The sequence below is a fragment of the Streptomyces glaucescens genome (assembly GCF_002154375.1).
GTDB lineage: Bacteria > Actinomycetota > Actinomycetes > Streptomycetales > Streptomycetaceae > Streptomyces > Streptomyces glaucescens.
In genome coordinates this window covers 1-11070 of the sequence record NZ_MUND01000257.1, presented here as the reverse complement: position 1 = coordinate 11070, position 11070 = coordinate 1, and the positions used below count along the sequence as shown (strand labels likewise).

Genomic DNA, 11070 nt, shown 5'->3' with positions numbered 1-11070 from the left:
CCACCCGGGCGACTCCATCGCCACCCCCGCCGCGAACGCCGCCGCCGACGCCGAGTGCCCGGACGGGAACGAGGTGGTGATGGGCTGCCGCTTCAGCTGCCGCACCAGCGGCACCGGGTCGAGCACCGGCCGGGGCCGGCGCACCGAACGCTTGCCGACGGTGTTGATGGTCGCCGAGGCCAGGGTCAGCGAGGCCAGCCCGCGCGCGGCGGCCCGGCGGGCCCGCGGGGTGCGGCTCGCCGCCATCGCCGCGGCCGTGGCGAACCACAGCACGCCGTGGTTGGCGCCGCGGCTCAGGCGCGGCAGGACGGGCCCGGCGGCGGGCCAGTGCCGCGCCGCGGCGAACTCGAACAGCCTGCAGTCCAGGGCGAGCAGGCGGTCCCGCAGCAGCCGGGGGCCGGGTTTCCGGGCGGTCAGATCGACGTCTGGGCTCATACAGAGGCGGGTACCCGGAAGTGCCCGTTCCCTGTCCGTCCCGCTACCCGGAGGCCTTGTGCGGCTGCTGCTCGTCCGACACGCCCAGACCCCGTCCAACGTGAAGTTCCTGCTCGACACGGCGGTCCCCGGACCCGGCCTGACCGAGCTGGGCGAACGGCAGGCCGCAGCGCTGCCCGAGGCACTGGCCGCCCAGGACATCGAGGCCGTCTACGCCTCCACCATGGTCCGCACCCAGCTCACCGCCGCGCCGTTCGCCGCGGCCCGCGGGCTCGACGTGCACGTCCGGGACGGCATCCGCGAGCTGTCCGCGGGCGACCTGGAGATGCTGCCCGGCGACAGCGAGCAGGGCCTGGAGTACATGCGGACCGTGTTCGCCTGGGCCGCCGGGGACACCGGGCTGCGGATGCCCGGCGGCGAGAGCGGCACGGAGGCGCTGGCCCGCTACGACGCGGTGGTCGAGGAGGCCGCGCGCGACGGCGCCGCGACCGTCGCCCTGTTCAGCCACGGCGCCGCCATCCGCATGTGGACGGCGGCCCGCGCCCGCAACGTCGACGTGTCCTTCGCCGCCGCCCACCCCCTCGACAACACCGGCGTCGTCGCCCTGGAGGGCTCGCCCGGCACCGGCTGGACGGCGCTGAGCTGGGCGGGCGCCACGGTCGCCGCCGAGGGCGAGGGCGGCCCCGCCGGCCGGCCCCTCGACGCCACGGGGGCACCGCGCGCCGGGCGCGACGACGCGCGATAACGGTTTGCCGCCCGCCCTGCCGGGCCCGCACAATGCGGCCCCATGGGACATCTGGAAGCCGCACACCTCGAGTACCACCTCCCCGACGGGAGGACACTGCTCGGCGATGTGTCCTTCCGGGTGGGCGAGGGCGCCGTCGTCGCCCTCGTCGGACCCAACGGCGCCGGCAAGACCACCCTGCTGCGGCTGATCTCCGGAGAGCTGACCCCGCACGGCGGCACCGTCACCGTCAGCGGCGGACTCGGCGTGATGCGGCAGTTCGTGGGCTCCGTACGGGACGAGACGACCGTCCGTGACCTGCTGGTCTCCGTCGCGCCGCCCCGCATCCGCGAAGCCGCGCGAGCCGTGGACAGGGCCGAGCACGCGATCATGACCGTCGACGACGAGGCCGCCCAGCTCGCCTACGCGCAGGCCCTCGCCGACTGGGCCGAGGCGCGCGGCTACGAGGCGGAGACCCTGTGGGACATCTGCACCACGGCGGCGCTCGGCGTGCCGTACGAGAAGGCGCAGTGGCGCCAGGTGCGCACCCTCTCCGGCGGCGAGCAGAAGCGCCTCGTGCTGGAGGCGCTGCTGCGCGGCACCGACGAGGTCCTGCTGCTCGACGAGCCGGACAACTACCTCGACGTGCCCGGCAAGCGCTGGCTGGAGGAACGGCTGAAGGAGACCCGCAAGACGGTCCTGTTCGTCTCCCACGACCGGGAACTGCTCGCCCGCGCCGCCGAGAAGATCGTTTCCGTCGAACCGGGCCCCGCGGGCGCCGACGCCTGGGTGCACGGCGGCGGCTTCGCCACCTACCACGAGGCGCGTCGGGAGCGCTTCGCCCGCTTCGAGGAACTGCGCCGCCGCTGGGACGAGAAGCACGCCCAGCTGAAGAAGCTGGTGCTGAACCTGCGGCAGGCCGCCTCCGTCAGCCACGAGATGGCCTCCCGCTACGCCGCCGCCCAGACCCGGCTGCGCAAGTTCGAGGAGGCCGGCCCGCCGCCGGAGCCGCCGCGCGAGCAGGACATCCGGATGCGGCTCAAGGGCGGACGCACCGGCGTCCGGGCCGTCACCTGCGCGGGCCTGGAGCTGACCGGCCTGATGAAGCCGTTCGACCTGGAGGTGTTCTACGGCGAACGGGTCGCCGTCCTCGGCTCCAACGGCTCCGGCAAGTCGCACTTCCTGCGCCTGCTGGCCGGGGAGGACGTGGCGCACACGGGCACGTGGAAACTGGGCGCGCGGGTCGTGCCCGGACACTTCGCGCAGACCCACGCCCACCCCGAACTCCTCGGGCGGACGCTGCTCGACATCCTGTGGGCGGAGCACTCGCAGGACCGCGGGGCGGCCATGTCGCGCCTGCGCCGCTACGAGCTGACCGCGCAGGCCGAGCAGACCTTCGACCGGCTCTCCGGCGGCCAGCAGGCCCGCTTCCAGATCCTGCTCCTGGAACTGGCCGGCGCCACCGCCCTGCTGCTGGACGAGCCCACGGACAACCTGGACCTGGAGTCCGCCGAGGCCCTCCAGGAGGGCCTGGAGGCCTTCGAGGGCACCGTCCTCGCGGTCACCCACGACCGCTGGTTCGCCCGTTCCTTCGACCGTTACCTGGTCTTCGGCAGCGACGGCAGGGTCCGTGAGACGCCCGAGCCGGTGTGGGACGAACGGCGGGTGGAGCGGGCCCGGTAGCACCGCCCGTGCCACCGGGCCGGGCTGCTCAGCTCCAGCGCAGCAAAGCGCCGAGGCCGCCCACCGGGACGTCCTCCCGCCGGGCCTCGGAGGCCGTGGCCACCGAGATCGCCGGGGCCGCCGTCGCGACCGCCGAGCGGATCAGCGCGTCGTCGGCGCGGGCCGGCCAGGAGTGCTGCTCGCCGAGGATCTTCAGCTCCGTACGGCGCACCGCCAGCTGGTCCGGGTCCTCGCCGATCCACACCTCGCGGTGGTTGTCGGGGCCGTCCGGGCGGATCAGCAGCTCGTCGATCCGGTGCTCGCGCGCCGCCTCGACCAGCGCGGGCACGCCCTCGGCCGCCACCACACGCCCGTCGGCGTCCGGTGCGCGGCCCGCCAGGAACCGCTCCAGCTCCGCATCGGCGCGGGCCCGCTCGTGGGCCGCCCGGGCCGCCTCCACATCGGCGTCCAGCAGCCTGCTGCCCGCCCCGTGCGGCGCCTCGGTCACCCGGTCGTGCAGCCGCTGCGGCAGCCGGTCGCGCACCGCGTGCCGCTCGCGCTCCTCGCCCACGAGAATGAGCAGGTCGGCCTTCGTCTCCTCCTGGCAGACGGCGAGCGCGTCGGCGATCTCGGCGGCGTTGTGCTCCCAGGTGTTCTCCACCCGGAGCTGGAAGTGGCGCTCCGACCACTCCGCGGAGCTGGTGCGGTGCAGCGGCCACTGGCGTCCGGAGACCGACCCGGCGTCCTCCCGGGCCACGCCGCTGCGCAGCTCGAAATCGGCGCCCTTGCGGTCGATGTAGGCCACCACGCACACCGCGTCCTCGCCCTCCAGGTCCAGCAGCGGCGAGACCCGGGGCAGGGGAGCCCAGCGGGCCCAGCTGCCGCCCTGCGGGGGCCGGGCCAGCGACGGGTCGAGGACGACTTCACCGGCCCGGGCGAACAGGGCCCGCCCGTGCGGCTCGGAGGAATGCCTCAGCTCCTCGATCGCGTCCCGTACGGCGTTGCAGGTCGCCTCGTCCGCGCCCTGGCCCTTCAGGTCCCGGGCCATCGCCTCGGCCGTGAGATGCCGCTGGTGGGGGGTGTCCTCCGCGTGCACGGAGAGATCGACGTACACGGAGGCCCACGGCCCCTGATGTTCGTAGAGTGGATGCAGGAACGCGAGGTCCATGGCTCCCTCCCGGATGCCATCGGGGGTAGTGCTGGTAGTGCTCATCGCCGGGCGGGTACCCGAACCGCATGAACGAACACGACGAGCGGGGCACCACGATGACCGGAGTCGACCCGGGACGGCTGGACGACCAGCAGCTCATGAAGGAGCTGGAGACGATCCACCGCACGCGTCACGACACGCTGCTCTACGGCTCGAACGACGCGCTGCGCGCGCACAACGAGCGCATGGCCCAGCTGGAGGGCGAGTACCTGCGCCGCAACCCGCGCCGCTTCGTCTCCGCGGGCCGCACCCGGGACGGCGCCCGTGAACGCGCGGCGGCGGACCCCGGCGACGGGCGCGCACCGGTCGGCAAGTGGGGGCCCGGCGACACCGGGGCGGGCGCCCCGCGGACGTAGGACCGCCCGTGCTCACTCAGGGCCCGGAGGTCACCTCAGGGCACAGTCCCTCAGGACCGCACGTCATGATGCCGCCGGGAACCCCTGTGGAATGGTTCCCGGCGGCATGACGTGCGGCCCGCGGGCCTGCCCGGACGGAGCACCGGCGTTCAGGCGGCTCCCGCTCAGGCGGCTTCCTTGGCGAAGACGTCGAGGAACGCCTCGCAGAACGCCTTGAGGTCGTCCGGCTTGCGGCTGGTGACCAGCTTGTTCGCACCCCGCTCGCAGACCACGACCTGTTCGTCCACCCAGGTACCGCCCGCGTTGCGGATGTCGGTGCGCAGGCTCGGCCAGGAGGTCAGCTCACGGTCCCGTACGACGTCCGCCTCGACGAGCGTCCACGGCGCGTGGCAGATCGCCGCCACCGGCCGCCCCCGCTCGAAGAAGTCCCGTACGAACGCGACGGCCTTCTCGTCCATCCGCAGGAAGTCGGGGTTGGCGACGCCGCCCGGCAGTACGAGCGCGTCGAAGGACTCCGCCGAGGTCTCGCCGACGACCTCGTCCACGCGGAACGTGGCCGCCTTGTCGAGATGGTTGAAGGCCTGGACCTCTCCAGGCTTCGTCGACACGAGCACCGGTTGGTGACCGGCGTCCTCGGCCGCCTGCCAGGGGTCGGTCAGCTCCACCTGCTCGACACCCTCGGGTGCGGTCAGGAAAGCGATACGCATGATCGATCGACGTCCTTTCGTTCACGGTCCTGCGAGGCCGGGCCCGGTGTCCTGGCCGGTGTCGTCCGGGGAGGCCCGGCTGATGTCGGCGAGCGCGCTGTCCGGGTCCTGCGCGACGGCGAGGTCCCCGAGGCTCACCATGCCGACCGGCAGCCCGCGCTCCACCACCGGCAGCCGGCGCACCGCCTTCTCCCGCATCAGGGCCACCGCGGTGGACACCGGGTCGTCCGGGGCCACCACGGCCGGATGCGGGGTGCACACCTGCCCGGCGCTCACGGTGAGCGGGTCGCGGCCCTCGGCGACGGCCCGCACGGTGATGTCCCGGTCGGTGAGCACGCCCACCACGTCCTGCCCGTCCGCCACCACCACGTCGCCGATGTTCTGGCTGCGCATCAGCTGCGCGGCCTCGACCAGCGAGGCGTCGGGGCGGACGGCCACCACGCCGGGGGTCATCACCTCCCTCACGTAGTCGGCCATCACGGCGCCTCTTCCCGGCGGGTCAGCGCCACGGCCAGTTCCTGCACGTTGCCGTAGCGGGCCCCGCGCGGCAGCCGGGTCAGCGGCTCGATCAGCACGTCGGACGCGTTGTGCCGGCGCAACTCGGCGATCAGCTCGCCGGGTCCGGCCGGGAAGGGCTTGCGGCCGAGGACCCGGGCCAGCTCCAGCCGGGTCTCCTCGAGGGTGCCCAGAGCCGGCCCGCCCGCCACGCGCGGGTCGTCGTCGGCGGAGGGCTCGGGATCGTGCCACTCCTCGGTACGGGTCGAATGGCCCGACCGCAGCATGCCCTGCAGTTGGTGCTTCATCTCGTCGTCCCGGTGCACGCTCAGCCGGTCACTGCCTCGCTGCATGTCTCCCTCCACATCTTCGGGGGTGGGCACCGCGTACCCGAGGCGAGGGGACCGACACCGGGTTTGCGCGCCGGATCGCCGGAGACCCGGCCGAGGCCCCCCGCGCACACCTCTGCGGAAGGACAGGCCATGGCGGTCTTCGCTGTGCTCCTCCCGTTCGTGCTGCTCGGCACGGTGCTGGCCCTCGGGCGCTACGAGGAGCTGATGCTGCCGGCGGAGCGGGAACCGGACGCGGCCGAGCCGGTCGTACTACGGCACTGAAGGGGCGCCGGGCGCTGAACCGGGGCTGCGGCGCCGAGGCGGCGCTCGGGCGCTTCAGCGGCGCCGGGCGGGGAGCCGGCCCTTCGGCGCGGCAGCGGGACGTCCTCGGCTCCCGCGGCGGGGATCCTCCTCGCCGCCGGTCAGGACATCACGGTGACGGTCATGCGGTGCGCACTCGCGCTGTCCGCCTGTTCGTCTGGTGAAAAGTCATTCACCGTATCTCCTGGGGCGAGTCTGCGCGTTCGGGGGCGGGCTGTCAATGGCGTGCGCGAGGCATTGACGTCGGGTCCGCGGGCGGCGAAACTCACCCAGCCCAGCCAGTGAAGCAAGTTTCACCATGCGAACGTGCTGTGACAGGGGCTGGGTGCGCCCGCTTCCGCTCTCCCGTACCTCCAGGGACAGACATGACCTCATTCCGCTCCGTCTTCCCCGTCCTCGCGCTGTGCTGGCTCGCCGTCTTCTTCGACGGCATGGACGTCAACATCTACGGCGCCGTGATGCCGTACATGCTCGACGACGCCGGCCTCGGCATGACCGCCGCCGAGGCCGGCACCATCGGCAGCTGGACCACCTTCGGCATGCTCATCGGCGCGCTGCTCGCCGGGAACGTCACCGACTGGCTGGGCCGCCGCCCCATGCTCGTCGCCAGCGTCGTCCTCTTCTCCCTCGGCTCCGGCCTGTGCGCCGCCGCCGGCAGTGCCGGGCTGTTCGGCGCCGGGCGGTTCGTCGCCGGGCTCGGCCTCGGCGGGCTGATGCCGCTCTGCCTGGCGATGGTGCTGGAGTTCGCCCCGCCGCGCCGGGCCGCCCTGACCACCGGACTGCTGATGACCTCGTACCACGCCGGCGGCATGGCCGCGACCGGCCTCGGCATGACCCTCGCGCCCGCCGCCGGGTGGCGCTGGGTGTTCTGGGCGGGCGTGCTCCCGGCCGTCATCGCCGTCCCGCTGCTGCTGAAGCTGCTGCCCGAGTCGCCGGGCGTCCTGCTGGCCCGTGGCCGCCGCGACGAGGCGTACGCCGTCGCCGACCGCTACGGCCTGCCCCGCCCCGCCCCGGTCGTCGCGCCCGCCGCCGGTGCGAAGGGGCGGCTCGCCGCGATCCGCGCGCTGTTCCGCCCGGAGTCGCGCTGGGCCACCCCGTTGCTCTGGCTGGCGTCCTTCTGCGGTCTGCTGCTGGTCTACGGCGTCTCCACCTGGCTGCCGCAGATGATGCGCTCCTCCGGCTACGGCCTCGACTCCTCGGTGTCCTTCCTGATGGTGATCAACGCGGGCGGCATCGTGGGCATGCTGATCGCCGGCCGCACCGCCGACCGCTTCGGCGCCGTCCGGGTCTCGGCGATCTGGTTCCTGCTCACCGCCGCCGGCGCCCTGCTCCTGCGCAACCAGCTGCCGCTCGGCGTCACCTACCTGGTGGTGGCCGTCACCGGCGTCTGGCTGTTCAGCGCGCAGGTCATGGTGTACGCCGCCACGGGCACCGTCTACCGCGACAGCGAGCGCGCCGCCGGGCTCGGCTGGGTCACCGGCGTCGGCCGCACCGGCGCCATCGTCGGCCCGTGGCTGATCGGCGTCCTCGCCCAGAACGGCAACGAGACCTGGGGCTTCACCGCCTTCGCCCTGACCGGCGCGGTCGGCGCGATGGCCATCGCCCTGGTCCCCCTGGCCCGCCGCCTCTCCGGCCCCCGTCCACAGGGCTCGGCCACGGTCACGGCGAAAGCGTGAGGGCGGCACCGGGTGCGGGGCCGACGGCCGTCCGGACCCCGCCCCGGCGCGCCCCTCAGACCACCGGCACCTGTGTGAAGCGCCCCGCGATGTGGAGGTCCGCCTCGATGCGGGCGGCCTCGGCGCGCAGTTCGGGGAGTACCCGGGCCACGCACTCCTCGCGGGTGCGGTGGCTGGCGTGCATGGCCACGTTGACGGCCGCCACGACGGTGCCGGAGCGGTCCCGTACCGGCACCGCGATCGACCTCAGGCCGACCTCCAGCTCCTCGTCGACCAGGGCGTACCCGTCCTGCCGGGCCCGTTCGAGGAGGACGGCCAGGTCGGCGGGGTCGGTGACGGTGTGCGGGGTGAGCGGGGCGAGATTGGTGCGGGCGAGGCGGCGGGCGCGCTCGGCGGCCGGCAGCCCGGCCAGCAGCACCCGGCCCATCGAGGTGGCGTACGCCGGGAAGCGGGTGCCGACGGTGATGTCGGCGGTCATGATCCGCCGGGCCGCCGCGCGGGCCGTGTAGCGCACGTCGTCGCCGTCGAGCACCGCCAGCGACGAGGAGTCGTGCAGCCGTTCGGTGAGGGCGGCGAGGTGCGGTGCGGCGATACGCGGCAGCGTGGCCCGCGACAGGGGCGGGAACCCCAGTCCCAGCACGCGCGGGGTGAGACGGAAGAGGCGGCCGTCCTGGACGACGTAGCCGAGGTGCTCGAAGGTGATCAGGGCGCGGCGGGCGGTGGCGCGGGCCAGCCCGGTGGCCTCGGCGACGGCGGTGAGCGTGAGTGCTCCGCGGCCCTCGCCGAAGGCGGTCAGCACGGTCAGCCCGCGCGCCAGCGACTCGTTGAAGGTGCGGCCCAGTTCCTGCTTGGAGGCGCCGGTCCAGGCGGCGAGACCCGACGGCCCGGGCGGCCGTTCACCGTCCGCCGGGGTTCGCGCCAGGTCGCGCTCCATCGCCTCGACGGTGGCCCGCAGCCGGGGCAGCAGTCGCTCGCGGAGTGATCCGGGGCTGTGCCGGCTGGTGTGGCTGACCACGCTCACGGCGCAGACGGGACCGCCGTCCGGGGCGTGCACGGGCACGGCCAGGGCGATCAGCCCGGGCTCGACGAGCTGGTCGTCCAGCGCCCATCCCCGTTCGGCCGCGAGCCGTACGGCCGTGTCGAACTCCGCGTCCGAGGGGCGTCCGGCCGGCCGGTGCGGCGGCAGCGCCGGGAAGCCTTCCTCCGCCGGGTCGGCGGCCCGCCGCTCCCGCCAGCGCGCCCAGTCGTCCGCGTCCCAGCGGGCGGCGAACAGCGCACCGGGGGCGGTGCGTTCGGCGGGCAGCAGATCGCCGATGCGGAAGCTGACGGACATGGTGCGGCGCCGGGTGGTCTGGTGGATGAACCGGATGCCGTCGCCGTCGGGCACCGCGAGGGACACCGACTCGTCCAGCTCGTCGGCGAGCGCGTGCGCGGCCGGTCCGAGCAGGGCGGGCAGCCGCAGCGCGGCCAGGTAGGCGTTGCCCAGTTCCATCAGGCCCGGCGCGAGGAGGACCGTGCGGCCGTCCGGGCGGACGTACCCCATGCGGGCCAGGGTGCCGACGACCCGGTCCAGGGTGGAGCGGGCGAGGCCGGTGGCCCGCTCCAGGTCGGCGAGGGTGAGTACCCCGTCGGCGTCGGTGAGCCGGCGCAGCACGGTCAGGCCGCGCATCAGCGGCGCGACGGCCTCCGCGGGCACCGTCTCGGCGGGCTGTGCCGTCCGGGCGTGGGTCGGGGACATGGGGCGCTCCGTGCTCGACGGGTGGGGGCCGGGTCAACGCTGACTCCTCGCCGGGCCTCGCGCGGGCGAGCGGGGGTGTTGACACCCGGCGCACGGGCGAAGAGACTGCCGCCCGGTAAGAGTGAAGAATACTTCACTTGGCGAACAGAGTCCAGCCGTGGACATCGGAGACAGGAAAGGGGCTGCGCCATGGCGTACCCGAGCCGCACCCGAGTGGGCATCGTCGGCGCCGGACCCGCGGGCCTGCTGCTCGCCCGGCAGCTGCACCGGCAGGGCATCGACTGCGTCGTCCTGGAGAGCCGGGACCGCGCCTACGTGGAGCAGCGCCAGCGCGCCGGAATCCTGGAGCAGGGCACCGTGGACGCCCTGCGCGAGGCGGGCGCCGCGGACCGTCTCCAGCGCGAGGGCCTGCCCCACGACGGCATCGAACTGCGTTTCGCCGGACGCGCCCACCGCGTCGACTTCCCGTCCCTCACCGGCGGCCGCCGGGTCTGGGTCTACGCCCAGACCGAGGTGGTCAAGGACCTCATCGCCCTCCAGCTCCAGGAGGGCCCGCCGCTGCTCTTCGAGGCCCAGGCACACGCCGTCGAGGGTGCCGACACCGACACCCCGGTCATCCGCTACACCCACGCGGGCCGCGAGCACACCCTCACCTGCGACTGGGTCGTCGGCTGCGACGGCTACCACGGAGTGACCCGCCGCGCCGCCCCCGAGGGCACCCTCAGCACGTACGAACGCGTCTACCCGTACTCCTGGTTCGGCATCCTCGCCGACGCCCCGCCCGCCTACGACGAGCTGATCTACGCCCACTCCGACCGCGGGTTCGCCCTCGCCAGCATGCGCTCCCCGCAGGTCAGCCGCCTCTACCTCCAGGTGCCGAACGGCACCGACCCGGACGGCTGGTCCGACGAGCGGATCTGGGACGAGCTGGACGCGCGCCTGGCCGCCGCGGGCACCCGCCCGCTGAACCGCGGACCGATCACCGCGCGGTCGGTGCTGCCCATGCGCAGCTCGGTGACCGAGCCCATGCGCTACGGCCGGGTGCTGCTCGCCGGGGACGCCGCGCACATCGTGCCGCCCACCGGCGCCAAGGGACTCAACCTGGCGGCGGCCGACGTGACCGTCCTGGCCCGCGCCTTCGGCCACCTGGCGGCCACCGGCGCCACCGACCTCCTCGACGCCTACTCCGGCACGTGCCTGCGCCGGGTCTGGCGCGCGGAGCACTTCTCGTGGTTCATGACCACCACGCTCCACACCGACCCGGCGCAGTCCCCCTTCGACACCCGCCTCCAGCTCTCCCAGCTGGACCGCGTCGCCACCTCCCCGCACGCGGCGGCCGAACTCGCCGCCAACTACGCGGGCCTGCCCGTGGGCTGAGCCCGCCGGGACGAGGCGGCGGTGAGGGGGGCAGGGG

12 protein-coding genes are annotated in these 11070 nt (G+C 74.3%); 6 read left to right on the top strand and 6 right to left on the bottom strand.

Annotated elements, in window-relative coordinates; genetic code table 11:
* Window positions 1-435: phosphatase PAP2 family protein (locus CCN42_RS17845; RefSeq protein WP_143661940.1), on the bottom strand; the 435-nt coding region annotated here is incomplete at its 3' end.
* Window positions 436-493: 58 nt separating this feature from the next.
* Here CCN42_RS17845 and CCN42_RS17840 point away from each other — a divergent pair.
* Together CCN42_RS17840 and CCN42_RS17835 are read left to right on the top strand one after the other, a co-directional pair.
* On the top strand, window positions 494-1180 hold the full coding sequence (locus tag CCN42_RS17840; RefSeq protein ID WP_086736933.1) for a histidine phosphatase family protein: 687 nt from the start codon (window positions 494-496) through the stop codon (window positions 1178-1180).
* Between the two features lie 42 nt (window positions 1181-1222).
* Window positions 1223-2842 carry an ABC-F family ATP-binding cassette domain-containing protein gene (locus CCN42_RS17835; RefSeq protein ID WP_086736931.1) on the top strand — a complete coding sequence of 540 codons (1620 nt, stop codon included), beginning with the start codon at window positions 1223-1225 and terminating at the stop codon, window positions 2840-2842.
* A gap of 28 nt (window positions 2843-2870) precedes the next feature.
* Here the strand turns inward: CCN42_RS17835 and CCN42_RS17830 are convergent, their stop codons facing one another.
* A complete protein-coding gene (locus CCN42_RS17830) occupies window positions 2871-3989 on the bottom strand; it encodes a baeRF2 domain-containing protein (RefSeq protein WP_086736929.1) in 1119 nt (372 codons plus the stop codon).
* Between the two features lie 68 nt (window positions 3990-4057).
* On the opposite strand from CCN42_RS17830, the gene CCN42_RS17825 reads away from it, so the two are divergent.
* Window positions 4058-4387 carry a DUF6158 family protein gene (locus CCN42_RS17825; RefSeq protein WP_245877337.1) on the top strand — a complete coding sequence of 110 codons (330 nt, stop codon included), beginning with the start codon at window positions 4058-4060 and terminating at the stop codon, window positions 4385-4387.
* Between the two features lie 164 nt (window positions 4388-4551).
* Here CCN42_RS17825 and CCN42_RS17820 read toward each other — a convergent pair whose 3' ends face one another.
* The 3 genes from CCN42_RS17820 to CCN42_RS17810 are packed head-to-tail and all read right to left on the bottom strand — an operon-like array spanning window position 4552 to window position 5942.
* Window positions 4552-5094, bottom strand: coding sequence for a type 1 glutamine amidotransferase domain-containing protein (locus CCN42_RS17820; protein WP_086736927.1), 543 nt, complete (start codon window positions 5092-5094; stop codon window positions 4552-4554).
* Window positions 5095-5115: 21 nt separating this feature from the next.
* Entirely contained in the window at window positions 5116-5571 is a 456-nt protein-coding gene (locus CCN42_RS17815; protein WP_086171833.1) for a CBS domain-containing protein, read from the bottom strand.
* On the bottom strand, window positions 5571-5942 hold the full coding sequence (locus CCN42_RS17810; protein WP_086736925.1) for a DUF2795 domain-containing protein: 372 nt from the start codon (window positions 5940-5942) through the stop codon (window positions 5571-5573). Before CCN42_RS17810 ends, CCN42_RS17815 begins: the two co-directional genes overlap by 1 nt.
* 129 nt (window positions 5943-6071) lie before the next feature.
* Between CCN42_RS17810 and CCN42_RS45645 the strand changes: the two genes are divergently transcribed.
* Both CCN42_RS45645 and CCN42_RS17805 read left to right on the top strand, forming a co-directional pair.
* On the top strand, window positions 6072-6203 hold the full coding sequence (locus tag CCN42_RS45645) for a hypothetical protein (protein ID WP_281259500.1): 132 nt from the start codon (window positions 6072-6074) through the stop codon (window positions 6201-6203).
* A 404-nt stretch (window positions 6204-6607) separates the two neighbouring features.
* Window positions 6608-7918, top strand: coding sequence for an MFS transporter (locus CCN42_RS17805; RefSeq protein ID WP_086736923.1), 1311 nt, complete (start codon window positions 6608-6610; stop codon window positions 7916-7918).
* Between the two features lie 55 nt (window positions 7919-7973).
* On the opposite strand, the gene CCN42_RS17800 is transcribed toward CCN42_RS17805, so the two are convergent.
* Window positions 7974-9656 (bottom strand): IclR family transcriptional regulator domain-containing protein, encoded by a 1683-nt coding sequence (locus CCN42_RS17800; RefSeq protein WP_086736921.1) that lies wholly within the window; start codon window positions 9654-9656, stop codon window positions 7974-7976.
* Window positions 9657-9845: 189 nt separating this feature from the next.
* Between CCN42_RS17800 and CCN42_RS17795 the strand changes: the two genes are divergently transcribed.
* Window positions 9846-11033, top strand: coding sequence for a 4-hydroxybenzoate 3-monooxygenase (locus CCN42_RS17795; RefSeq protein WP_086736919.1), 1188 nt, complete (start codon window positions 9846-9848; stop codon window positions 11031-11033).
* Window positions 11034-11070: the final 37 nt, after the last annotated feature.

Bases quoted from the DNA above. Each gene is read 5' to 3' on its own strand.
- CCN42_RS17800 (WP_086736921.1), bottom strand. From the start codon at position 9,656: ATGTCCCCGACCCACGCCCGGACGGCACAGCCCGCCGAGACGGTGCCC.
- CCN42_RS17795 (WP_086736919.1), top strand. From the start codon at position 9,846: ATGGCGTACCCGAGCCGCACCCGAGTGGGCATCGTCGGCGCCGGACCC.
- CCN42_RS45645 (WP_281259500.1), top strand. From the start codon at position 6,072: ATGGCGGTCTTCGCTGTGCTCCTCCCGTTCGTGCTGCTCGGCACGGTG.
- CCN42_RS17835 (WP_086736931.1), top strand. From the start codon at position 1,223: ATGGGACATCTGGAAGCCGCACACCTCGAGTACCACCTCCCCGACGGG.
- CCN42_RS17820 (WP_086736927.1), bottom strand. From the start codon at position 5,094: ATGCGTATCGCTTTCCTGACCGCACCCGAGGGTGTCGAGCAGGTGGAG.
- CCN42_RS17810 (WP_086736925.1), bottom strand. From the start codon at position 5,942: ATGCAGCGAGGCAGTGACCGGCTGAGCGTGCACCGGGACGACGAGATG.
- CCN42_RS17830 (WP_086736929.1), bottom strand. From the start codon at position 3,989: ATGGACCTCGCGTTCCTGCATCCACTCTACGAACATCAGGGGCCGTGG.
- CCN42_RS17805 (WP_086736923.1), top strand. From the start codon at position 6,608: ATGACCTCATTCCGCTCCGTCTTCCCCGTCCTCGCGCTGTGCTGGCTC.
- CCN42_RS17825 (WP_245877337.1), top strand. From the start codon at position 4,058: ATGAACGAACACGACGAGCGGGGCACCACGATGACCGGAGTCGACCCG.
- CCN42_RS17815 (WP_086171833.1), bottom strand. From the start codon at position 5,571: ATGGCCGACTACGTGAGGGAGGTGATGACCCCCGGCGTGGTGGCCGTC.